Here is a 23,583-nt window from a genome sequence, read left to right on the forward strand (position 1 = left end):
GCGAGCATGAAGAAGGTCAAGGTGAAAGGGATCTTCTGAACCCCCATCGTCATGATGAAGGCCAACAAAAAGCCGACCCCGGGGCCGGCTTTTTGTTGGTGCAAAGAGTGGCTGGGCAACTCACTCGTGCGAGCAGACCGGACAGTCTGGCCGTTTGGGCAGCTTCATCTCGCGAAAACTGCCCTGGAGGCCGTCAATCATCAGCAGGCGGCCGCTGTAGCTCTTGCCCGTGCCGGCCAGTAGCTTGATGGCTTCGAGGGCCTGCAGGCTGCCCACCAGGCCGACCACGGGGGCCAGCACCCCGGCCTCCACGCAGCTGAGGGACTGCTCGCCAAACAGGGCGCTGAGGCAGGCGTAGCAGGGCTCGTCCTCCTGCCAGGTGAAGCTGCAGAGCTGCCCTTCGAGCCGGATGGCGGCGCCGCTGACCAGGGGCACCCTGTGCCGGCGCGCGCATCGGTTGAGCAGGTTGCGGATGGCGACGTTGTCGGTGCAGTCGAGCACCAGCTGATGGCTCGGCAGCAGGGCATCGAGCAGGGCCTCGTCGGCGATAACCGCGTGGGTCTCGACCCTGAGCCAGGGATTGAGGGCCCGCAGCGCCAGGGCGGCGGAGTCCACCTTGTACTGGCCGATGCGCTCGTCGGTGTGCAGCACCTGGCGCTGCAGGTTGGAGAGCTCCACCCGATCGAAATCCACCAGGGTCAGCCGGCCCACCCCGGCCACCGCCAGATACTGGCTGGCGGCGCAGCCGAGGCCCCCGGCGCCGATCACCAGCACGCTAGCCTGCTTGAGCGCCTCCTGCCCCTCGAAGTCGAAGGACTTGAGTACTATCTGGCGGTTGTAGCGCAGGAGCTCCGCGTCGCTCAGGATCTCGCTCACAGCAGCAGCCCCGAGAAGGGCTCGACGGTCACCGTCTCGCCGGCAGCCACCTTGCCGCGCTCCTGCTCGAGCACGATGTAGCAGTTGGCCCGGGACAGGGAGCTGAACACCCCGGAGTCCTGGGAGCCGGTGCTGCGCACCTCCAGGCCGTCTGGGCCCGCGCTCAATATGCCGCGCTGGAAGTCGAGTCGTCCCGGGCTCTTTTTAAGCGGCTCGGTGACTGTGGCCTTGAGAAGGATAGGGCGCTCGAACTGCTGGCCGGCGAGGCGGGCCAGCGCCGGCTGCACCAGCTGATCGAAGGTGACCATGGCGGAGACCGGGTTGCCCGGCAGGCCGAAGAACCAGGCGTGAGGCAGCCGGCCGAAGGCAAAGGGCTTGCCCGGCTTGATGGCGAGCTTCCAGAAGCCGATCTCCCCAAGCTCTTCGAGCAGCTGCTTGGTGAAGTCCGCCTCGCCGACCGAGACGCCTCCGGTGGTGATCAGGGCATCGGCCTCGCGGTCGGCCTGCAGGAAGGCGGCGCGCAGGGCGGCCGGATCGTCGGGGATGATGCCAAGGTCCAGGCAGTCTATGCCCATGCGGGTCAGCATCGCCTTGACCCCGTAGCGATTGGAGTCGTAGATGTCCCCATGCCGGAGCGGAGTGCCCAGGGGCTTGAGCTCATCGCCGGTGCTGAAGATGGCCACCTTCAGCGGCCGGCGCACCGAGACGCTGGCGATACCGAGGGACGCCAGCAGCGGCAGCTCCCTGGGGCTCAGGCGCAGACCGCTCGCGAGCACCCGGGAGCCTTGCGCCATGTCCTCGCCACGGCGGCGGATATTCTGGCCGGGGGCGGGATGGGTCAGAAAAGTGATCCCGTCGTTGCCGGCCTGCGTTTCTTCCTGCATCACCACCGCCTCCGTGCCCGCGGGCACGGGGGCCCCGGTCATGATGCGGATGCAATGGCCGGCTGGCCACTCCCCGTCATAGGGCTGGCCGGCGAAGGCTTTGCCCGCCACGGGAAGCGGGGTGCCGGCGGCGAGATCTGCCAGGCGCACGGCATAGCCGTCCATGGCGGCATTGTCGAAGGGGGGGACCGAGAGGGGGGAGCTGATCTCCTCGGCCAGTATCCGATCCAGCGCCTGGGGCAGCGGCAGTTGCTCCGTCTCGCAGCAGCAGGTGAGTTGTTCCAGCATCCCTTGAAGTGCCTTGTCCAAGGGGAGGAGTGCACCGGTATCGAATCCCATCATCATGACCTCTCTGGTGTGTAGGGTGCGGATTATCCCAAAAATCCGTCCGGATGGGCAGGCTGATCGCCAAGGAATGCGGGAAAGGCACTTCCTGGCGGGCGAGGGGTGGCCCGGCTATCCCCTTGCATGGCCACCCGATAGAGAGAGGGCGTCACAGGCTCGGGGCGGCGTTCCATGCCGCGACGGCAGTGCCGACCGGGTCACCACTGCGCCCCCCGGATGGGCAGGCTGGGGCAGGGAAAAGGGCGCGGTTTGGCATAAAGTCAGGGAACGGGCTTGAGTTAGTCAGAATTATGACAATAATCGCCCTGTAAGATTGCGCCATGGCACCATGCCGAAGGCCAACACAGTCCCTGAGCGTGGGAGAGAAACACGATGACGAGCTTAAGCCAGGAAGCCCTGTTGGTCAGGGCAGCGCTGGAGGCCCAGGGCCTCGAGACACCTCTGGTGGCCAATGCACTGAACGGCCAGCAGAAGAAGGAAAAAATCGAAGGCCATATGCGCGCCATCATGGAGACGCTGGGGCTGGATCTGGCCGACGACAGTCTGGCAGAAACGCCGCACCGCATTGCCAAGATGTACGTGAACGAGATCTTCTCCGGCCTCGACTATGCCACCTTCCCCAAGGTGACGGTGATCGAGAACAAGATGAAGGTGGACGAGATGATCATGGTGCGGGACATCAGCCTGACCAGCACCTGCGAACACCATTTCGTCACCATAGACGGCTTTGCCCACGTGGCCTACATTCCCCGCGGCAAGGTGATCGGTCTGTCGAAGATCAACCGCATCGTGCAGTTCTTCGCCCGCCGGCCCCAGGTGCAGGAGCGGCTCACCCAGCAGATCCTGCTGGCGCTGCAGACCCTGCTCGGCACCCAGGACGTGGCCATCAGCATCAAGGCGACCCATTTTTGCGTGAAGGCCCGCGGCGTGATGGACTCCACCTCCTACACCACCACCACCTCCCTGGGTGGCGTGTTCAAGACCCAGCCCGACACCCGTGCCGAGTTTCTCGGTGGCCTGAAGGGCTAAGTCGCAGGGGGCTTGCCCCCTGATCCCATTATTTTCTGAAAATCCCTAAAGCCATGTCCGCGTCGGCCGATATGGCTCTTCGTGCCGTCGGCTGACCACTGATCAGCCGGCTCCCTTGCGGCGAGTGATATCGCCCCGGGGGACGCCAGGGCGCGGCGCCTCTTTCGCGGGTACCGACGCGGGCGAGGCTTTATGTACTGCTATGGATGGCGGTGACGGTGGTCGAGCTCCCAGGCCCGGCGCCGACCAATGCCACTTGTTTTCCCCATGCAGGACATGCCATGAACACCATGACGATAGGCAAGAAACTTACCGCCGGCTTTGCCGTTCTCGGCCTGATGATGGCCTTTATCGGCGGCTTCTCACTGTTTGAATTCAGCAAGATGAACCGGGCCGCCATCGGGTTTACCGACAGCATCCTGCCCGCGGTCGTGCGCACCAGCACCCTGGGCGAGACCATCAATGCCCTGCGTCGCTATGAGCTGGATGTCTTCCTGGTGGCGGACGATCCCCAGCAAAGAGCCCATTATCGCAACGAGAGCGAGAAGAGCCTGCAGGAGGCCGCACGCCAGATAGTGGCCCACGATGCCACCATCTGGGCGGAAGATCTGGAGGAGCGTCGCACCTTCGACACCGTCAAGGCGGACTGGGAGAGGTACATCGCCCTGCACCAGCGCATCCGGCAAATGCAGGATGCCAGCCAGTGGGTCGAGGCCCAGCACCTCTTCATGGGGGAGGGGATCACCCTCTACACCAACCTGACCAAGTCGGTGGGTGATCTCATCCGCATCAACCATGGCTACTCCGTGGGCTCCCGTGCCGAGGTCGTCGGCGCCTTCGACAGCGCCAAGCTGAGCATCATCATCGCCCTGGTACTGGGGCTGGGGCTGGTCACCGTGCTCTCCGTGGTGCTGACCCGCCAGATCCGCGACCCGCTCATCATGCTGGCGCGCCAGGCCCAGCGTATCGCGAGCGGCGATCTCGGCAAGGGGGAGCTGCAGGAGTGGATCCGCGGAAACCGCTTCAACCGTGACGAGCTGGGTCAGCTGGGCTCGGCCATCGACCGGATGCAGGGGGCGCTGGCGGATCTCGTGAGCGAGATTGCCGGCTCGGTGAGCCAGCTCAGCAGCGCGGTGGAGGAGGTGAGTGCCATCTCCGAGCAGTCCGCCAAGGGCATGGCCAGCCAGCAGAGCGAGGTCTCCCAGGTGGCTACCGCCATGAACGAGATGCAGTCCACCGTCTTTGAGGTCGCCCGCAACACCACGGACGCCATGAGTGCGGCCAAGCAGGCCTCCCGCACCTCGACCATGGGCAATGAGGTGGTGCGCAGCGCCATCGGCAGCATCGAGCAGGTATCCCAGCAGATAGAGCAGGCGGGCGCCGTGGTGCAGCAGCTGGAGACCGACAGCGCCAGCATCAGCATGGTGCTGGACGTCATTCGCGGCATCGCGGAGCAGACCAACCTGCTGGCGCTGAATGCGGCCATCGAGGCGGCCCGGGCCGGCGAGCAGGGCCGTGGCTTTGCGGTCGTCGCGGACGAAGTCCGCTCCCTGGCACAGCGCACCCAGGCCTCCACCGCCGAGATCAGCAAGATGATCGAGGTGCTGCAGGAGCGCACCGCCGAGGCGGGCAACGCCATGCAGCTGAGCCGTCAGCAGATGCAGAGCAGCGTCGAGCTGGCGCGGGAGGCGGGGGGCAGCATCGACAGCATCAACGGTGCCGTCACCCAGATCACCGACATGAACACCCTGATCGCCACTGCCACCGAGCAACAGAATGCGGTGACCGAGGAGCTCAACCGCAGCATCGTCAACATCCACGCCGCCGCCGACGAGAACGCCCTGGGGGCGCAGCAGACGGCCCAGGCCTGTGTCGAGCTGAGCAAGCTGGCCAATACCCTGCATCATATGACCCAGCGCTTTACCCTCTAAAGCCTTGCTGGCGTGATAACGAAAGGCCCCGCCAATTGGCGGGGCCTTGTCGTTTCTGGCAGTTTTTTTGACCGTAGGGTCGATTAGCGAAGCGTAATCGGCCGACGCCAGACCCCTTACCCGGCCATTTAGCTCAACCCAATGATCTCTCCGTTATCATCGATATCGATATGGCGGTAGGCCGGCAGGCTGCCAAGGCCCGGCATGGTCATGATGGGGCCCGCCAGGGCGTAGACGAAGCCGGCACCGGCGCAGAGCCTCACCTCCTCGACGGGCACCTCGAAGTCCGTCGGCACCCCCTTCCTGGCGGGGTCATGGCTGATGGAGAGGGGCGTCTTGGCCATGCAGATGGGCAGGTGATCCCAGCCCGCCGCCGAGAGTCGGGCGAGCTGCTGGCGGGCCTTGTCCGAGAGGGTGGCGCCACGGCCGCCATAGCCGCACTCCACCAGGGTGGCGAGCTTGGCCGCCAGGCTCATCTCGTCGGGGTAGAGCAGGCGGGGCTCGCTCGGCTGTGCGCAGGCGCTGACCACGGCCCGGGCGAGCTCGGCGGCGCCGGCCCCCCCCTGGGTGAAGGCCTGGGAGAGGGCGACCCCCTGGGCCCCCGCCTGGCGTGCCTCCTGTGCCAGCAGGGCCAGCTCGGCCTCGCTGTCGGTGGGGAAGCGGTTGATGGCGACCACCACGGGTACCCCGTAGCGGCGGGCGTTGGCGATGTGCCAGGCGAGGTTGGCGCAGCCCTGGCGCAGGGTGGCGAGATCTTCCCCCAACAGGCTCTCGGGCAGGGGCTGGCCCGGGCGGATGTCGAGCAGCCCGCTGTTGGCCTTGAGGCCGCGCACCGTGGCCACCAGCACCACGCAGGCAGGGGCGAGGCCGGACTGGCGGCCCTTGATGTTGAAGAACTTCTCCAGCCCCATGTCGGAGCCGAAGCCCGCCTCGGTCACCACATAGTCGGCGAGGCCCAGGGCCATGCGATCCGCGATGACCGAGGAGTTGCCGTGGGCGATGTTGGCAAAGGGGCCTGCGTGTACCAGCACCGGGGTCTGCTCCGTGGTTTGCATCAGGGTGGGCTGCAGGGCATCCTTCAGCAGTACCGTCATGGCGCCCGCGACCTCGAGCTGCTCGGCGGTGACGGGGTTGCCGTGGAGATCGAGTGCCAGCTGGATGCGACCGATGCGCGCGCGCAAATCCTTTAGATCGCTCGCCAGCGCCAGGATGGCCATCAGCTCGGAGGCGGCGGTGATGACGAAGCGATCGGGGCGCTCGACACCATCGGCGGGGTCGCCCTGGCCGATGGTGAGGTGGCGCAGGGCGCGGTCATTCATGTCGAGGGTGCGCGGCCAGAGGATGTTGGCCGGGTCGATATCGAGCCGGTTCAGGCCGGTTCTGGCAGTGAACTGGTCGCCCAGCTTCTGTTCGTGGAACAGGCGGGCATCCAGGGCGGCGGCCGCCAGGTTATGGGCGGCACTGAGGGCGTGAAAATCCCCGGTGAGGTGGAGGTTCATCTCCTCCATCGGCACCACCTGGGCCATGCCGCCCCCGGCGGCGCCCCCCTTGACCCCGAACACGGGGCCGAGACTCGGCTGGCGTATGGTGGCGATGCCGGGGTGGCCGATGTGGTTGAGCCCCATGGCGAGCCCGATCGTGGTGACCGTCTTGCCCTCGCCGAGGGGAGTCGGGGTGATGGCGCTCACCAGCACCAGCTTGCCGCTGTGTGTGGGGGCCTGCTTGAGCAGCTCCAGGTCCAGCTTGCCCTTGTAGTGGCCATGGGGGTGGAGCAGGTGCGGCGGGATGGCGAGGCGCTCGGCCAGCGCGTGGACGGGGAGACGGGGGGACTGGCGGGAGATCTCGATATCGCTTAGCATCAGCACCTCGTTGGCATGTCGGGTCAAATATGCGGCGAAGTCTAGAGGAATCAACAAGGTTATCCAATGAGCAATGCTATTTTATCCGGCAGTCGTGAGCCCCATCAAAGCCCCATCCTGCTGGATCTCAACGCCCTCTATCACCCGCCCAAGCAGCCGCTGACCGCCCTTGGCATCATCAGCGCCTTCATCCCGCTGTTCGGCTACGGCTGGCAGGCGATGACCCAGGATCCCGAGACCCATTTTCGCCATGAGCTGGCCAGGCGCATCAACAGGCACAAGAGTGACGAGGCCAACCTCGCCCTCATCCTGCAGCTCGCGGCCATGCTGGACTGCCACTGCCTGCGCATTACCCTGCCTTACACCCTGGGCGAGGCCGAGCTCGCCACCTTGCAGCAGCGCTTGCCACGCTGGCAGATAGCGCAGCAGGAGACCCTGCTGCTGGCCGATCTGCCGCTCCCTCCCAAGGCCTGATCTTCTCTCCCGCTCCGGCGCCTCAGGTCTCCCTGTCCCAGTAGTGGGGCGCCAGGTAGCGCTCCTGCACGAATTCGATGAAGCAGCGCACCTTGGCGGAGATGAAGCGGCGATGCGGGTAGAGGGCATAGAGCCCCACCTGTCCCTTCTCCCACTCCGGCAGCAAGGGCACCAGCTCCCCCGAGCGCAGCGCATCGCCGACGATGAAGGTTGGCTGCAGTATGATGCCCTGGTGGTCGCAGGCCGCCCGGGTCAGGGCCACGCCGTTGTTGGCGCGAAGGGGCCCCTGGGGGCGCACGCTCAGCTGCTCCCCATCCCGCTTGAAGACCCAGTCCGGCTGGGTCAGGGTGTAGATGAGGCAGTCGTGCTGCTTGAGATCCTCCGGGGTCCTGGGAGTGCCCCGGCGGGCGAGGTAGTCGGGGCTGGCACACACCACCAGCCTCATCATGGCGAGCGGCTTGGCCACCAGGGAGGAGTCCGGCAGGTTGCCGATGCGCAGCGCCAGATCGAAGCCCTCCTCCACCAGGGCGACCCGCCGGTCGCTGTACTCTATCTCCAGCTTGAGCTCGGGAAAGCGCTCGCGAAACAGCGGCAGGGCGGGGGAGAGATGCAGGTAGCCAAAGTCCATGGGCACCGACAGCTTGAGGGTGCCCTGGGGCTGCTGGTTGTTGCGGGTGAGCTGGCTGTGGGTCTCTTCCAGCTCCGCCAGCAGGGCCTGGGAGCGCTGGTAATAGAAGAGGCCCGCCTCGGTGGGGTTGACCTGGCGGGTGGTGCGCGACAGCAGCCGGGTCGACAGGGACTCCTCCAGCTGCTGCATCAGCTTGGAGGTCATGGCGACCGAAATGCCAAGCTGGTGGGCGGCCCGGGTAAAGCTCTGGCACTCCACCACCTTGATGAAGGTACGCATGGCGGCTATCTGATCCATATTCCACTCTCGGTTGATAATTATTTTAATAAATCGATGATTATCTATTACTACTTGGAGGTTAGCATCTCGTTCACAGATGTGAACCCCTAATGAAGGAACGATCGGAATGAAAATGACCAAGGCCCTGCTGGCCTCCTGCCTGTTTATGGCGGCTCCCCTGATGGCGGCCGATTACGACGTCGACGCGGCACACACCACAGTCCAGTTCAAGGTGGGCCACCTCGGCTTCTCCGAGCTCATCGGCCGGTTCAACACCTTCAGCGGTACCTTCAGCATGGACGACGCCAACCCGGCGGCGGCCAAGGCGAGCTTCGAGATCGATGCCGCCAGCGTGGACTCCAACCACGAAGCCCGTGACAAGCACCTGCGCAGCCCCGACTTCCTGGACGTGAAGCAGTTCCCCAAGATGACCTTCGTCAGCTCCGGTTATGAAGGCACCAAGGAGAAGGGCGTGCTCAAGGGGACTTTGACCCTGCACGGCGTTTCCAAGGAAGTGGCCTTCGACATGGTCCACATCGGTGAAGGCAAGGATCCCTGGGGTGGCTACCGCAGTGGCTTCAACGCCACCACCACCATCAAGCGCAGCGACTTTGGCGTGAACTACATGGTGCCGAACATCCCGGACGAGATGAGCATCAACCTGTTTGTCGAAGGCGTGCGCAAGTAATGGGCGCAGCACTTCTGCTTCAAACCCTGGCGGCCCCTTTGGGGGCCGCTTTGCTGTCATGGCGCTGGCCGAGGCTGGGGTATCTGTGGGGGGCGCTGGCCCTTTGGCTGCTGGGCTGCCTGCTGGGGGGCGCCTATGGTGTGCCGGCCAAGGCGTGGCAGTGGCTGCCGCTCACCCTGCTGGTGTCCGCCCTGGCGCAGCAGGCCGACAAGCGCGTTGCCCTCGCGATCTTCGCCCTGCTGGGCGCCCTGGTGTGGTGGCTGGGACTCTCCTCCGTGCTCGGCAGCGAACCCGGGATCTGGCTGGCCCTGCTGCCCGCCATCGTCTGGTATGGCTGGACGTGCAGGTACGCTGACAGCGAGGAGGGGCTCGGTTTCGCCCTCGGCTTCATCTGGCTGGCGCTGGTCATCGGTATCGACGGCAGCCTGCTCATCGCCCAGCTCGCGGGTGCCCTGGCCGCCTTCGCCGGGTTCCGCGCCCTGCTCGGCGCCTTTGCCGGCGTCAGGGTGTCGCCAAGTAGCCTGGGACTGGCGCTCGCCTTCGTGCAGATGCTGGCCTGGCAATACGTGGAAGTGCCGCTCTTGGTGCTGTTGCCGGTCTGGTTGCTGCCCCTGCTTGAGCGGGTCCTGCACAGTCGCCCGGGACTGACCCGTTGGGGCCTTCTCATCCTGGTGGCGGGGATAGGGGCGGGCGTGAGCCTGTGGTGGGTGTGGCCAGAGGCCTCTCTTTATTGATTTAAGTATAAAAAACAGGCTATTACCGTATAAATTGACGGGCTTGTCATAGTCTGTGTAGATAAAGATTGAGACCCATGGTGCTTTCAGATAAAAAGGATTTTCATTATCTGGACACACACAGAACCCGGCTTTGCCGGGTTCTGTTTGCCTGCTTTCCCGCGGCACGCTAAGGAGGCCACAGTTGCACAGTCAGGGATCTGAGCATCTGTTTTTTAGCCATTTCACCGAACAGGGACGCCTCGGGGATCTCTGCATCCTGCTGGTGACCCATTTGCTGCCCGACAGACCCCACTTCATCCAGGTGCTCGACCAGGTGGGGCGGGTCGGCGCCATCCTGCCCAAACCCAAGTCCGTGCACGGACCTACCCTGGCCTGGGCACAGCAGCACTACCCCGTATTGCCCCTCAATCGTCACTGGACCTCGGATCCCGAGGGGGTCATCGACCAGATTGCCCCCCTGGTGCGGGAGCATGAGCGGCTCATCATCCTCGACATCGGTGGCTACTTTGCCAAGAGCCAGGCGGTGCTGGCCGAGCACTTTGGCGAACGCTTCATCGGGGTGGTGGAGATGACCGAGAACGGCCATCAGCGTTACGAGCAGGAGCACCTGGCGGCCCCCGTCATCTCGGTGGCCCGCAGCCCACTCAAGCAGGCGGAAGATATCCAGATCGGCCTGAGCGTGGTCTACTCCGCCGAGTCCCTGGCGCGCACACTGAGACGCACCTTCAACGTCTGTCAGGCCGCCCTGTTTGGCTATGGCAAGGTGGGGCGCAGCATCGCCCGCGAGCTGCGCTGCCGCAACCTGCACCTGGAGCTGGTGGAGACGGATGCCCTGCGCCAGGTGGAGGCGCTCTCCCACGGTTTCAAGCTGGTGAACAAGGCCGAGGCCCTGGCGCGGGCCGAGTTGGTGATCTGCTCCACCGGCAACGGCTCCCTCGATCTGGCGGATCTGCAGGCCCTGCGCCCCGGCGCCATGCTGGCGTCCGTCACCTCCGCCGACGACGAGTTCGCGTTCTGCCTCTCCCAGCTGCCCTGGCCGAGCGAGGAGGTGTGCCCCCACGTGCTGGCGCTGAGTCGCCCCGACGGCAGCACCATCTTCCTGCTCAACCGGGGTGAGGCGGTCAACTTCGTGCACGGCGCCGTCATCGGCGAATATGTCTATCTGGTGCTGGCGGAGATCATCGAAGGGGTGCACCTGCTGGCCCGGCAGGCATCTGACGCAGGCCTTCACGAACTGCCCGAGGCCACCATGCAGCGCATCGCCCGCCACTGGTTAACCGATTTTCACGGAGTCACCCCATGACAGAGACACAAGTCCCGATGAACAAACCGCGCATCGAAATCCGTTACTGCACCCTGTGCCGCTGGATGCTGCGGGCGGCCTGGCTGGCCCAGGAGCTGCTCTCCACCTTCGACAGCGAGCTCGGCGAGGTGGCGCTGGTGCCCGCCAGCAAGGGGGAGTTCCGCATCCTGGTGGACGGGGTGCTGGTGTGGGATCGGGTGGCGGACGAGGGCTTCCCCGAGGCCAAGGAGATCAAGCAGCGGGTGCGTGACCTCATCGCCCCCGAGCGCGACCTCGGCCACGCGGATCGCAAGCCCGCCACCGAATGAGGCGTGAAGATGAAAAAGAAGAGGGAGGCATCAGCCTCCCTCTTCTGTTTGTTGCGGTGACGGCTGGCTGGCGACGTCAGCCTGGACGGGGGCGCCGATATAGCGCGCCCGCTTGTGGGGCTTGATGCGGTGCACGTCCACCCAGACCAGGCCGTCGATGCAGTGGTTGAAGTCGGGGTCGATGCCAAAGTCCATGAACTGCACGCCCCCTGGCTCGCACAGCTCGGCGTACTGCTTGTAGAGGGTGGGGATGGCGCAGCCCAGGTTGTCGAGCCCCGCCTTGAGCACCTTGAGGTCGTCCCCGTAGTCGCGCCCCTCGAACAGGGGCGGGGTCTGGGGATAGGGGCGGCGGGAGGGGGCCAGCGCCAGCTCGGGGGCAAAGTGCTGGCGGTAGAAGCCCACCAGCAGATCCTTGGCCGCCGGGGGCAGGCTGCCGGAGAGGGTCACGGGCCCGAACAGGTAGCGGTACTGGGGATAGCGGGCCAGATAGGCACCGATGCCGAACCAGAGGTAGTCGAGCCCCCGCTTGCCCCAGTAGGCGGGCTGGATGAAGCTGCGGCCAAGCTCGATGGCCTGCTCCAGGCGGGGCAGCAGCTTCTCCTCGAAGCCGAACAGGGTGTGGCTGTAGAGGCCATCCAGCCCCTTGCTCGCGAGCCGTTCGGCCACCGGGGCGAAGCGATAGGCGCCCACGATGTCGAGCCGGGCCGGATCCCAGAGGATAAGGTGGTGATAGTCATCGTCGAAGGCGTCGAGGTCCCGCCGCCTGCCCGAGCCTTCCCCCACGGCGCGAAAGGCGATTTCCCGCAGCCGGCCGAGCTCGCGCAATATGGTCGAGTGGCTCTGCTCGTGGCGGCGATAGAGCAGGATGCGCTGGCCGTCCGGGGTCTGTCCGAGCAGCTCGCACCCGTCGATGGCCTGTTTCAGCTGGCGGCGATCCTCCGGCAGGGCGATGGGGGCTTCGGTCTGCAGTCGCCCCTTCTTCCCCTTCCCGAGGCGATAGAGGTGGCTGCGCACCAGGGCGGCGGCGCTCTTGGGGGCGAGATCCCCGAGGCTCTGGGGCGGGATGCGCTCCCCCAGGGTGAGGGAGAGGCGCCGCCCCTGCTGGCGAAACAGCTGCTTGACCAGCAGCAGGCCGGCCCAGTCGTTGTTGAGCCAGGCGGCGAGATAGAAGGAGAGACCGTTGCGCCCGTCCAGGTGCACCGGCACCAGGGGGGTGCGGGTGCGCCTGGCCAGCTTGATGAAACCTCCCTGCCAGGGGCCGTCCTTCACCCCCTTGGGGCCGAGTCGTGACACCTCGCCGGCGGGGAAAATGATGAGGGCCCCCTCCCGGGCCAGGTGCTCCCCCATGGCCAGGATGGCGCGCCTGTCCGTCTTGCCCCCCAGGTTGTCCACCGGCAGCAGCAGGGGGCGCAGGGGGGCGAGTTCTGCCAGCAGCCGGTTGGCCACTATCTTGACGTCCGGGCGAATGCGCCCGAGCAGGCGCAGCAGGGCGAGGCCGTCCAGGGAGCCGATGGGGTGGTTCGCGACCAGGATGACCCTGCCGCTGGCGGGGACGTTCTCGAGCTGCGCCTCGCTCACCCGATAATCGAAGTCGAGCTCGGTGAGGGCCTGCTCGACGAAGTCGAGGCCGCGCAGGTGGGGGTGGCGCTGGGCAAAGCGGGCGAAGGCCTCCTCGTGGAGCAGCCAGCGCAGTCCTTGCCGGAGCAGGGGACGGATGAGGGGTTGGGTGGCGAGCCGGGGCAGGTGTTGCCCCAGCAGGGTATCGACGTCGAACATGGGCAAGGCTCCGCTGAACTTTGCTCAAGCTTCCCTTTCCTGCGTTCCCGCCGTGTGGCAGCGCCGTGACGGTTTGATGACGGGGCGAACCCCGTCCTCAATCCCTTACTCTGCCCGCCAGGCCGAGGTGAGGCGCACCAGCGCCACCAGGGTGGCGACCGCCTTCTCCATGGATTGCAGGGGGATGAACTCGTGCTTGCCGTGGAAGTTATGGCCACCGGTGAAGATGTTGGGACAAGGCAGACCCATAAAGGAGAGCCGGGCGCCGTCGGTGCCGCCGCGAATGGGTTTTATCTTTGGCGCCACGTCGGCGGCCTCCATAGCGGCCCTCGCCAGTTCGACGATGTGGGGATGGGGCGCTATCTGGCTGCCCATGTTGCGGTAGCTCTCCGCTATCTCCAGGGTGATGCGGGCCTTGGGGGCGTCGAGCTGCAGGGAGGCGACCCGCTCCTTGAGCTGGGCCTGGCGGGCGGCGAAGCCCTCGTCGTCGAAGTCGCGGATGAGGTAGTGCAGGGTGCTCTCCTCCACGGTGCCCTCCATCCGGGCCAGGTGGAAGAAGCCCTCGTAGCCCTCGGTACACTCCGGGGTCTGTTCGGGCGGCATGGCAGCGTGGAAGCGGGCGGCCAGGGTCTGGCTGTTGATCATGCTGCCCTTGGCGGTGCCGGGGTGGACGTTGTTGCCGACGATGCGCACGGTGGCGCTGGCGGCGTTGAAGTTCTCGTATTCAAGCTCCCCGAGCTCGCCGCCGTCCACCGTGTAGGCCCACTTGGCCGGGAAGCGCTCCAGGGGGAAGCGGTCGGCGCCGCGGCCTATTTCCTCGTCCGGGGTGAAGCCAATCCAGAGATCGCCGCGGGGGATCTCGGGGTGGGCCTGGAGGTGCTGGACGGCGGTGAGGATCTCGGCGATCCCCGCCTTGTCGTCGGCGCCCAGCAGGGTGGTGCCGTCCGTGGTGATGAGATCCTGCCCCAGGTAGTTTTTCAGGAAACGGTACTGGCGGATGGCCAGCACCTCGTCCCCCTTGCCGAGGCAGATGTCACCCCCCTGGTAGTTCTCGACAATCTGGGGCACCACCTGCCGGGCCTCGTAGTCGGCGGTATCCATGTGGGCGATGAGCCCGATGGCCGGTGCATCCGGCTGGTTGCCCGGCAGGCAGGCGGTGAGGTAGCCGTGCTCGTCCAGGGTGACCTGGGCCAGCCCCATGGCGGTCATCTCGTCGAAGAGAGCGCGGGCGAAGACGAGCTGCCCCTCGCTGCTGGGGCAGGCGGGGTTGGTAGCGTCGGAGCGGGTGTGGAAGGTCAGGTAATGGAGAAAACGCTCAAGCAGGGTGGTCATTGGCAGGCCTCGGGTCACGGAAGAGGAGCCATTGTGGCCAAGATGCTCACGACGCTTATTGCGTCAGCGCAGCTTTTGATGACTTTATCGGAAGCAGGAGAGGGGGGAGGGCGGAACCGGCGAGGGCTTTTGGATGCCAAAGTGAATAAAAATTCCAAAATAAAAACTGGTTAAGCATATGCGAAAGCCCTGAATTTGCCCCTGGCCCAGCATTGGCGAGGGGTGGGGGAAAAAGGGCGGATCACCCGTTATTTTCAGGGCTTATCCAGACCGGACTCATACCCCGCCACCCCAGAGCCCGCCTCGCTGGCAGCGAGATCTGCCCCCCCGACGAAAACCCGTTTTTTAACACGATTTTTTATTGTCACTGGCGGCGGTAAGTGTGTACACTCCGCGCCGATCCGAGGGTAACCCTGAGCAGGCAGAGGCCGCCAGACACCCGGAGGGTCACACGCCTATAGGGCGAGGCACGCAGAAACGACAGACACTGCTGGGGAATGGTTTCTTTAATACCGGTTAGGCTCCGGTATCAGGGAGAACAACGGACTCTCATCTTTCGGCTGACCGAGTGAGCCAACGGCTCATCATCTTCCCTTGTCATGGGCGGTCACTGGAAATGGGTTGGCTGTGGTGGTCGTCGTCTATCAACACCTTGCGTGCTGACGTCTTCCCTTCTCTTCCTTGGAACCCTCTCCTGTCCGTCGGGAACGCTGCCGAATGATGAACAAACGGCGTGGCTGATGCCGATTGTCATCAAAGTACCGCGGCGCCCCGTTAAGGTGGCACCGCATACCGTTGAGCTTGATGTAAAGCCACCAGCCCCACATCAAGACTCGTTACTTCCCAAGATCCACCAGGCAGCCTTGGCTTGCCGCGATGTGCAACAGATTAACCGGGGTGACCGGGCCACGGCGAGGCAGACAGGCTGCCGCCGAGTGTGCCGTCACGCACCGGGCAGGCAGGCCATTCTGGCCCGCCCCATGTTGCCATCGATGGTCTGGATGTGATTGAGGGTAACGAAGGCGGCCCACGGCCGCTCATTTGCGAGGCATAGCCCATGACTAACTGGTCCAGCAAGGACTCCTTGAAGGTCTACAACGTTCCCTACTGGGGTGCGGGTTTTTTCAATATCAATGACGCCGGTCATGTGACCGTTTCCCCCGACAAGTCTCGTCCCGAGGCGCAGATCGTGCTGTCCGAAGCCATCGAGCAGCTGCGCCAGTCCGGGCTGACCACCCCTGTGTTGCTGCGCTTCCCCGACATCCTCAAGAGCCGGGTCGACGCGCTGTTCAACGCCTTCGGTCAGGCCATCGAGAAGTCCGGCTATGAAGGGGACTACCTGTGTGTTTACCCCATCAAGGTGAACCAGCAGCGTCGCGTCATCGAGACCATCAGTCAGTCCTACAGCGACAAGCCCCGGCTTGGGCTGGAAGCAGGCTCCAAACCGGAGCTGCTGGCCGTGCTGTCCCATCACCATAGCCAGGGCTCGGTGATCGTCTGCAACGGTTACAAGGACCGGGAATACATCCGCCACGCCCTGCTCGGCAACCTGATGGGCCACAAGGTCTACATCGTGGTGGAGAAGCCCTCCGAGCTGGAAATGGTGCTGGACGAGTCAGCTCGCCTGAACATCAAGCCCAATATCGGGGTCCGCGCCCGACTCGCCTCCACCGGCTCCGGCATGTGGGAGTCGAGCGGCGGCTCCATGTCCAAGTTCGGCCTCTCCGCCTCCCAGATCCTGGCGCTGGTCGAGCGCCTGCGCAGCCTGGGCAAGCTGGACTGCCTGCAGCTACTGCACTTCCACCTGGGCTCCCAGATCGCCAACATCCGCGACATCCAGGGCGGCATCCGCGAGTGCGGCCGCTTCTACGCCGAGCTGTGCCGTCTGGGCGCCAAGGTCGAGGTGGTGGACGTGGGCGGTGGCCTGGGCGTGGACTATGAGGGCACCCGCTCCCAGAGCCACTGCTCCGCCAACTACAGCCTGTCCGAGTACGCCAACAACGTGGTGTGGGGCATCGGCGACGTGTGCCGCGAGTTCGACCTGCCGCACCCGACCATCATCAGCGAGTCCGGCCGTGCCCTGACCGCGCACCACGCCGTGCTGGTCACCAACATCATCGGTGCCGAAGGGGTCGAGGTGAACGACATCAGCGCGCCGGATGAAGACGCGCCCACCATTCTGCAGAACATGTGGAAGGGCTGGCTGGACCTGCGCGGGGAAGATCCCTCCCTGCTGGAGATCTTCCACGACTCCGTGGCGGATCTGGCGGACGTCAACACCCAGTACACCATGGGCCTGCTGAACCTCGAGCAGCGCGCCTGGGCCGAGATGCTGCACCAGAACACCTGTCTGGCGCTGAAAGAGCTGCTCAACCCGGTCAACCGCAACCACCGCGCCCTGGCTGACGAGCTCTCCGAGAAGCTGGCGGACAAGTGCTTTGCGAACTTTTCTCTGTTCCAGTCCCTGCCGGATGCCTGGGGCATCGGTCAGGTGTTCCCTGTGATGCCGCTCTCCGGCCTCGAGCGCCCGCTCACCCGCCGCGGCATCCTGATGGACATCACCTGTGACTCCGACGGTCAGGTGGAGCACTACGTCGACGGTCTGGGGGTGGAAAGCACCCTGCCGATGCCGGAGTACGGTGAGAACGAAGAGTGCCACGTCGGCTTCTTCCTGGTGGGCGCCTACCAGGAGATCCTCGGCGATCTGCACAACCTGTTCGGTGACACCCACTGCGCGGAAGTGTGGCTGGACGAGGAAGGCAGGATGGACATCCGCAACGTGGTGCGCGGCGACACCGTCGACCAGCTGCTGCGTTACGTCAACATCGACCCGTCCGTGATCCGCGAAAACTACCAGCGGATCGTCTCCCACCCGGCGCTGGACGATGCGACCCGCAAGGCCCTGCTCGAAGAGCTGGAGCTGGGTCTGCAAGGCTACGCCTACCTGGAAGACGAATAAGCCCTGGCTTGTTCGCCCCGTCGGTGAACACACAAAGACGGGAATAAAAACGGCGCCTTAGGGCGCCGTTTTTGTTGTGCGGCGTTAAGGGGGGCGAAGGGCTTGCGCGCGGGATGCGCCCTCGCGGCGGGCGTCTCTTCCCTTGGAACCCGCCAGCGAAGAGGAGCTAATCGCCATGTTCCGCCAGCTCGTCCGCTGCTAAGCGGCGTCTCCCGTGGCCATCGACGCGCTGCCGATGGCCAGGGTTTCTCGGTGTATTCAGTTGCCCCGCGTGTTTCCCCGCAGCATCTTGCCCAGCTCCTGCAGGGCGACCATGGCGCCGTAGCCGGCATCGGACTTGCCCACCTCATCGGCGACATAGAGGAAGTCTGACTTGTACTTCTCCACCGCCTCCGTCGGGTTGGCGGCATCGATAAAGTCCTCCTGCACCTCGAACCCTTGCGCGAGCAGCGCCGCCTTCTCGCTCAGAAAGCTGGGGGACGCCATGTCGATATAGGTGTACTGCTGCCGGTTGGAGGCCGGCACGCTGAAGAACTGGTATCTGGCCATCTGTTGCTCCTGGTGTGAACTGCCTTGTTGCGATAGGGAGAACGCGCCGGCTGCCCCGTTTGACGGGATTTTGGGCAGCATTTGAGTCGTCCTGTCGCAGCCTACCCAGAGTCGAGGCAAGGCGCAATCGGTGAACACGGGATGGGCGCAGATAGGGGGGAGGTTCAGGCGGGCACGCTGTCTGGGATTGCCGCCTCGGCGCGGCAGTGCGCCAGCAGCTGGTCGCCCGTCATGGGACGCCCGAGCAGATACCCCTGCAGGGTGTCACAACCGAGCAGGGTCAGCAGGGCGCGCTGCTCCTCGGTTTCCACCCCCTCGGCCACGATGCGCATCTCCAGGGCCTGGCCCAGGGCGATGATGGCGCCGATGATGGTGGCATCGTCCCCCTGTGGCGCAAGCGTGGTGACGAAGCCCCTGTCTATCTTGAGCTCGTTGGCGGGGAAGCGCTTGAGGTAGAGCAGGCTGGAGTAGCCGGTGCCGAAGTCGTCGATGGAGATGCCAAGCCCGAGCTCGGCCAGGCGGTTGAGGATGGCCAGGCTCTCCTCGGCGTTCTCCATGGCGGTGGTTTCGGTGATCTCCAGGGTCAGGTGACGGGCCTCCAGCCGATGGCGGGCGAGGGCGGATTCCACCTCTTCCAGAAGGCCAGGGCTGGCCAGCTGTATGGTGGAGAGGTTGACGGCCACGCTCCAGTCCGGGTGCCCTGCATCCCGCCACCGGCTCATCTGGCGGCACGCCTCGTCGATGACCCAGTTGCCGATGGGAATGATGAGTCGGCTCTTCTCCGCCAGGGGCAGGAAGCGGGCCGGCGAGATGGCCCCCTGCTGCGGGTGTTGCCAGCGCAGCAGGGCCTCGGCACCGACCACCTCGCCGCTGCGGGCGGCGTATTTGGGCTGGTAGTGCAGGGCGAGCTCCCCCCGCTCCAGGGCGTGTTGGAGCTCCTGTTGCAGCAGGAACTGCTGGTGGGCGTTGGCGTTCATGGCGCTGTCGAAGTAGTAGTAGTCGTTGCGGCCCCGCTCCTTGGCATAGTACATGGCGGCGTCAGCGTTGAGGGTCAGCTCGTGCAGGCTGGTGCCATCCTGGGGATAGACCGCAATGCCGATGCTGGCGGTGATGTGCAGGCTGTGGTGCTCCCACTGATAGGGCTGTGCCAGGGCGGCCAGCAGACGCTCGGCGAAGGCCGTGGTCTGGCCGACATCCCCCGGCGCCAGGGCCAGCACGAACTCATCCCCCCCAAAGCGCGAGGCGGTGTCACTGGTGCCAAGGAGCGCGCTGATCCGCTCCGCCACCTCGACCAGCAGCAGATCCCCGGTGTGGTGGCCGTGGGCGTCGTTGATGATCTTGAAGCCATCGAGATCGAGAAACAGCAGGGAGAAGCTGCGCTGGCTGTGCTGACACTCTTGAATGCGCTGCTCCAGGCGATCGGCGAACAGCAACCGGTTGGGCAGCCGGGTCAGGCTGTCGTGCAGCGCCAGCTTGAGCAGCTCGTTGTGGGCCTGGTGGAGGGAGGTCGAGAGGCGCGCGGCGTGGGCATCCAGCATGGAGAGGACCAGGGCGATGGCGAACACCGCCAGGGTCACGATGATGATCACGGTCGCCAGCCACTGGGTATCGAGGCCGGTGTAGAGGGCGCCGCACAGGCTCCCTTCCGGAAACTGGGCCGCCGCCATGCCGGTGTAGTGCATGCCGATGATGGCGCAGCCCATGACGAGGGAGGCGCAAGCCTTGCTGAAGAAGGCGCGCGGGCTGCTGTTGCGCAGCCTGAACGCAATCCAGAGGGCGGCCCCCGAGGCGAGCACGGCGATGAGGATGGAGAGGACGAAGAGCCCCCTCTGGTAGTGAATGCCGGGCATTATCTTCATGGCCGCCATGCCGATGTAGTGCATGGTGGCGATCCCGGCCCCCATCAGCACGGCCCCGAACAGGATCCGGCCCCAGGGGAGCTGGGGGCGGCTCACCAGCCAGAGGGCGAAGGCCGACGAGCCGATGGCCGCGACCAGAGAGAGGCCGGTGAGGGGGATATCGTAGCCGAGCGCGATGGGCAGGTTGAAGGCGAGCATGCCGATGAAGTGCATGGACCAGATGCCAAGCCCCATGGCGAAGGCGCCCCCCGTGAGCCACAGAACGGCGGCCCTTCCCTGGCTCTGGCTCACCCGGCTCGTCATGTTCAGCGCCGTGTAGGAGGCGAGCACCGCCACCAGGATGGAGAAGAACACCAGGTCGTGGCTGTAATAACTGTCGAGCATGGGGTGGGTCGCGGTCACATTCATCTACTCTGGGGTGAAAAACGGCCTGTACCATGGCCGGATAGAGGATCGCATCGGGTTGGCGATTGTACACCAGGGCCCCCCGGGAGGTGCCAGCGATACCTGGTGAAAGGACCGCGATATGGCGGCGAAAAGGCCGTTTTTCTGCCGTATTGGCGGCCTTCCTCTGTGTTCAGGCCGGTTTGGGTTCCAAACATTCCCGCTCTAAAGGCAGGGGTTAGGCGAGGGGGGCTGATGGGCGGTCCCGCGACGCCTTGATTCCCGGCACAGAACGCCTGGTACCAGAGGACGTGAGATGGAGCTCGATACCCATTGGCCGGGGGCGTTGTTGGCCATGGGGCCAGGCTTATCTGTTTTAAGCGCTTGGAACTCTTCTTATTGCCCTCTTGCTGAGCGCCGCCATGACGCGCCGGGGAACCACCAAGGCGGGGCACCGCCTGGCGGCGGATGGTCGTCTGCCCCGTATGAGGCTTTGATGCCCCGGCACATCTGTTATCATGCCACCCTCATTCTTGTTATCTCATTGAGCTTGCTGGAGAAATCATGCCCCGTACCCTCTATCTGCTGCGCCACGGCCAGACCCGCTACAACGCCGAGCTGCGTCTGCAGGGGCGCTGCAACTCCGAGCTGACCCCCAGGGGGGAAGCCCAGGCCCTCGCCATGGGGAACCGGTTGAGTGAATTGCTGGCTGATCCCGCCAGCTGGACCCTCTACGCCAGCCCCCTCGGCCGTGCCCGGCAGACGGCGGAGCTAGTGTGCCATCAGCTTGGGCTGGAGGAGGATCGCATCGTCTGGGACGAGCGGCTGGTGGAATTAGGGATGGGGGAGTGGGAGAGCCGCCGGGTGCCTGAGCTGTTGGCGGCCCACCCCGAACTCGATCTGGAGGAGCCGGACTGGTATCTGCAAGCCCCCGGTGGCGAGAGCTTCCAGAGCATTCAGCGCCGGGCCCAAGCGTGGCTTCAGGATGTGCGCATTGCCGAACAGGCCATCGTGGTCTCCCACGGTCTGTTTGGTGCCATGTTGCGCGGCGCCTATGCGGATCTGGATTACACCACCACCTGGTTGCAGGAGCTGCCGCAGGACGCCTTCTTCAAACTGAGCGGTGGCCGTATCGAGCGGATTGCTTGCTAACGACATGAAGATGGACCGCCTTGTGTGGGCCGTTTTTGAGCGCAGGGGGATTTTCGAGAAGCTGATAAGGGGCATTATGCTTCCTGCCAGACAATTTAGTCTTTTGGATAGTCAGGCCAGCTCAGCGATGTTGTGGTCCCCCTGATGATGGGCGGCAGCCACTCCAGAGTGGCATCATCCTTTCCTTTCAGGCCGCATTCCCAGATCTTGAATACTCTCCAACCAGCCTGGCTCAGCAAGTATTCCACTTTTTCATCGCGGATCGTGTTGGCCGTAAACTTCTGCAGCCAGAACGCGGTGTTGCTCTTTGGAGTGGCGGCATAGGGACAGTTGAGATGACGGTGCCAGAAGCAGCCATGAACGAAGATGCAGAGCCGATAGCGTGGGAGAACGATGTCGGGTGAGCCGGGAAGATCTTTCACGTGCAATCTGAAACGAAAACCCCGGGCGTGGAGGTATTTGCGCAGCAGGATTTCGGGGCGGGTATTCTTGCCCCTGATGCCTGACATCATCACGGAACGGGTTGATGCATCAACAACATCCATGCTTTCGCTTCCTCGAAGTCATGCTTCCTGGTATCTTTACGGCCTGATCAAAAACACAGTAATTCGACATGACCATTTTTTCACCACCCATACCCGTCGTTGACCTCTTTGCCGGTCCCGGCGGGCTGGGTGAGGGCTTTTCCTCTCTCAATGATGGCAAGGCATTCGAGATCCAGGTTTCTGCGGAGAAGGATCCTGTCGCCCGCCAGACATTGAAACTTCGCGCGTTCTACCGACTGCTCAAGAGCCACAGGCCCGAGTTCATTCAGGACTATTACCAGTTCTGCAATGGTAATGCAGAGAATCCGTTCACGGAAAACACCATCGATCTCTGGAAAAAAGCGGAAAAAGAGGCGCTGTGTCTGGAGATCGGCAGCGAAGAAGGCAACAAAAGGCTTGATCAGGCGATAGCCAAGGCTTTTGAAAACAAGAGCAAAGGCCAGCCTTGGATTCTGATTGGTGGTCCTCCCTGTCAGGCCTATTCCATTGCAGGGCGTTCAAGAAACAAAGGGAAATCTGATTACAAGCCGGAAGAGGATCATCGTCATTTTCTCTATAAAGAGTATCTGCGGATTATCCAGAAGAATCGCCCAGATATTTTTGTCATGGAAAATGTAAAGGGCATCTTGTCTTCAAAGATAAATGGAGATTTTATTTTTCATCAGATCTTGCGCGATTTGGCAAGTCCCAATGTGGCCTTGGATATGCCAGATGACAGTCTTAGATACAAAATAGTCTCCTTGGTCAATGACGAAGTATTCCAGGATGGCGATGACCTCAAACAACTCGATGCCAAGAAGTTCATCATTCAGGCCGAAGAGTATGGAATTCCGCAGGCCCGTCACCGGGTGATACTTCTGGGCATTCGCAGCGATCGTGTTCGCACTGAGCTTTCAGAACTGCCAAAGCTGTCAAAGTCAGATATCGTGACGGTCAAGCAGGTCATCGGGAACATGCCCGCATTGCGAAGCAAGCTCAGCAAGCAGAGCGATTCATACGAAGATTGGGAGTCTTCGGTAAGGGACCAGTTGATGTCTCTTAGGATGTCAGCCCAAAATGGTCCGGAACAGATAAAACCCCTGGCAGCCAGACTCTCCAATGCTGCGGAGCATTTGATAGCAAGAGAAACCGGTGGGTTGCGTTGGGTCAGGAGTTGCACGGAAGGTGCCACCGGAGTCAGCGAACTGGATGGTTGGTACTCGGATCCAGAGCTGCATGTCTGGTTGAATAATGATACCAGAGGACATCGAATCGACGATCTGGCACGTTATGGTTTTGCCGCATGTTTTGCAGAAGAGTATGGGTACTCACCAAAGGGTCACACTGATTTCTGCTTGCCAGGGCTTGCACCGGACCACAAAAACTGGGAATCAGGCCAGTTTTCGGATCGGTTCAGGGTGCAGCTGGCTGATGCGCCGTCTACGACGATTACCAGCCATATATCCAAGGATGGCCATTACTTCATCCATTATGATCCGACACAATGTCGCAGCTTGACAGTGAGAGAAGCAGCACGTTTGCAGACATTTCCCGACAATTATTTCTTTCAGGGAGGAAGAACGCAGCAGTATCATCAGGTTGGTAATGCAGTTCCGCCTTTGCTAGCTAAAAAAATATCTGAGGTTGTGTTTAAAATACTCTCATAAAATGGAAATGATAAATTTTGGACGTGGGCGGGGGTGAAAA

The 23,583-nt window shown here is 63.6% G+C and carries 19 protein-coding genes; 10 read left to right on the top strand and 9 right to left on the bottom strand.

All coding sequences use genetic code 11. The features are described 5' to 3' along the window. Positions 1 to 120: 120 nt before the first annotated feature. Positions 121 to 876 carry a molybdopterin-synthase adenylyltransferase MoeB gene (moeB, locus tag J9885_RS05015; RefSeq protein WP_210548283.1) on the bottom strand — a complete coding sequence of 252 codons (756 nt, stop codon included), beginning with the start codon at positions 874 to 876 and terminating at the stop codon, positions 121 to 123. Beyond that, positions 873 to 2,099, bottom strand: coding sequence for a molybdopterin molybdotransferase MoeA (gene moeA / locus J9885_RS05020; RefSeq protein WP_282598285.1), 1,227 nt, complete (start codon positions 2,097 to 2,099; stop codon positions 873 to 875). The genes moeB and moeA overlap by 4 nt, the downstream gene beginning before the upstream one ends. Before the next feature lie 378 nt (positions 2,100 to 2,477). Between moeA and folE the strand changes: the two genes are divergently transcribed. Continuing rightward, a complete protein-coding gene (gene folE / locus J9885_RS05025) occupies positions 2,478 to 3,134 on the top strand; it encodes a GTP cyclohydrolase I FolE (RefSeq protein WP_042077431.1) in 657 nt (218 codons plus the stop codon). A 281-nt stretch (positions 3,135 to 3,415) separates the two neighbouring features. After that, positions 3,416 to 5,065: a methyl-accepting chemotaxis protein gene (locus tag J9885_RS05030; RefSeq protein ID WP_210548286.1), complete on the top strand. Its 1,650-nt coding sequence runs from the start codon at positions 3,416 to 3,418 to the stop codon at positions 5,063 to 5,065. A gap of 128 nt (positions 5,066 to 5,193) precedes the next feature. Here the strand turns inward: J9885_RS05030 and J9885_RS05035 are convergent, their stop codons facing one another. Then, complete coding sequence (locus J9885_RS05035) at positions 5,194 to 6,924, bottom strand: formate--tetrahydrofolate ligase (protein ID WP_210548288.1); 1,731 nt, start codon at positions 6,922 to 6,924, stop codon at positions 5,194 to 5,196. 66 nt (positions 6,925 to 6,990) lie between these two features. Here J9885_RS05035 and J9885_RS05040 point away from each other — a divergent pair, with 66 nt between their 5' ends. After that, positions 6,991 to 7,398: a hypothetical protein gene (locus tag J9885_RS05040; protein ID WP_210548289.1), complete on the top strand. Its 408-nt coding sequence runs from the start codon at positions 6,991 to 6,993 to the stop codon at positions 7,396 to 7,398. Positions 7,399 to 7,420: 22 nt separating this feature from the next. Here J9885_RS05040 and J9885_RS05045 read toward each other — a convergent pair whose 3' ends face one another. Beyond that, positions 7,421 to 8,323: a LysR family transcriptional regulator gene (locus J9885_RS05045; protein WP_043761752.1), complete on the bottom strand. Its 903-nt coding sequence runs from the start codon at positions 8,321 to 8,323 to the stop codon at positions 7,421 to 7,423. Positions 8,324 to 8,432: 109 nt separating this feature from the next. Between J9885_RS05045 and J9885_RS05050 the strand changes: the two genes are divergently transcribed. The 4 genes from J9885_RS05050 (at position 8,433) to J9885_RS05065 (ending at position 11,341) form a co-directional block, all read left to right on the top strand. Further along, the gene (locus J9885_RS05050; RefSeq protein WP_043761750.1) at positions 8,433 to 8,993 is read left to right on the top strand and encodes a YceI family protein; all 561 of its coding nucleotides are present in this window, start codon (positions 8,433 to 8,435) and stop codon (positions 8,991 to 8,993) included. Further along, complete coding sequence (locus tag J9885_RS05055; protein ID WP_210548291.1) at positions 8,993 to 9,727, top strand: hypothetical protein; 735 nt, start codon at positions 8,993 to 8,995, stop codon at positions 9,725 to 9,727. The genes J9885_RS05050 and J9885_RS05055 overlap by 1 nt, the downstream gene beginning before the upstream one ends. 184 nt (positions 9,728 to 9,911) lie before the next feature. Continuing rightward, a complete protein-coding gene (locus tag J9885_RS05060) occupies positions 9,912 to 11,033 on the top strand; it encodes an adenosylhomocysteinase (RefSeq protein WP_210548292.1) in 1,122 nt (373 codons plus the stop codon). Next, the gene (locus J9885_RS05065; RefSeq protein WP_210548294.1) at positions 11,030 to 11,341 is read left to right on the top strand and encodes a SelT/SelW/SelH family protein; all 312 of its coding nucleotides are present in this window, start codon (positions 11,030 to 11,032) and stop codon (positions 11,339 to 11,341) included. The genes J9885_RS05060 and J9885_RS05065 overlap by 4 nt, the downstream gene beginning before the upstream one ends. Before the next feature lie 30 nt (positions 11,342 to 11,371). On the opposite strand, the gene J9885_RS05070 is transcribed toward J9885_RS05065, so the two are convergent. Then, a complete protein-coding gene (locus J9885_RS05070; protein ID WP_210548296.1) occupies positions 11,372 to 13,117 on the bottom strand; it encodes a GNAT family N-acyltransferase in 1,746 nt (581 codons plus the stop codon). A 105-nt stretch (positions 13,118 to 13,222) separates the two neighbouring features. Continuing rightward, entirely contained in the window at positions 13,223 to 14,449 is a 1,227-nt protein-coding gene (gene pepT / locus J9885_RS05075; RefSeq protein ID WP_210548297.1) for a peptidase T, read from the bottom strand. A 1,057-nt stretch (positions 14,450 to 15,506) separates the two neighbouring features. On the opposite strand from pepT, the gene speA reads away from it, so the two are divergent. Beyond that, positions 15,507 to 17,408 carry a biosynthetic arginine decarboxylase gene (speA, locus tag J9885_RS05080; RefSeq protein WP_134695952.1) on the top strand — a complete coding sequence of 634 codons (1,902 nt, stop codon included), beginning with the start codon at positions 15,507 to 15,509 and terminating at the stop codon, positions 17,406 to 17,408. Between the two features lie 258 nt (positions 17,409 to 17,666). Here the strand turns inward: speA and J9885_RS05085 are convergent, their stop codons facing one another. Further along, the gene (locus J9885_RS05085) at positions 17,667 to 17,957 is read right to left on the bottom strand and encodes a hypothetical protein (protein WP_210548298.1); all 291 of its coding nucleotides are present in this window, start codon (positions 17,955 to 17,957) and stop codon (positions 17,667 to 17,669) included. 164 nt (positions 17,958 to 18,121) lie between these two features. After that, complete coding sequence (locus J9885_RS05090) at positions 18,122 to 20,224, bottom strand: bifunctional diguanylate cyclase/phosphodiesterase (RefSeq protein WP_246876794.1); 2,103 nt, start codon at positions 20,222 to 20,224, stop codon at positions 18,122 to 18,124. A gap of 540 nt (positions 20,225 to 20,764) precedes the next feature. On the opposite strand from J9885_RS05090, the gene J9885_RS05095 reads away from it, so the two are divergent. Further along, positions 20,765 to 21,352 (top strand): histidine phosphatase family protein, encoded by a 588-nt coding sequence (locus J9885_RS05095; RefSeq protein ID WP_210548299.1) that lies wholly within the window; start codon positions 20,765 to 20,767, stop codon positions 21,350 to 21,352. 95 nt (positions 21,353 to 21,447) lie between these two features. Here the strand turns inward: J9885_RS05095 and J9885_RS05100 are convergent, their stop codons facing one another. After that, complete coding sequence (locus J9885_RS05100; RefSeq protein ID WP_210548300.1) at positions 21,448 to 21,897, bottom strand: very short patch repair endonuclease; 450 nt, start codon at positions 21,895 to 21,897, stop codon at positions 21,448 to 21,450. A 68-nt stretch (positions 21,898 to 21,965) separates the two neighbouring features. On the opposite strand from J9885_RS05100, the gene J9885_RS05105 reads away from it, so the two are divergent. Beyond that, the gene (locus J9885_RS05105) at positions 21,966 to 23,543 is read left to right on the top strand and encodes a DNA cytosine methyltransferase (RefSeq protein WP_210548301.1); all 1,578 of its coding nucleotides are present in this window, start codon (positions 21,966 to 21,968) and stop codon (positions 23,541 to 23,543) included. Positions 23,544 to 23,583: the final 40 nt, after the last annotated feature.

Source organism: Aeromonas sp. SrichE-2G (assembly GCF_017939565.1).
In the GTDB taxonomy this organism is placed as follows: Bacteria; Pseudomonadota; Gammaproteobacteria; order Enterobacterales; family Aeromonadaceae; genus Aeromonas; species Aeromonas taiwanensis.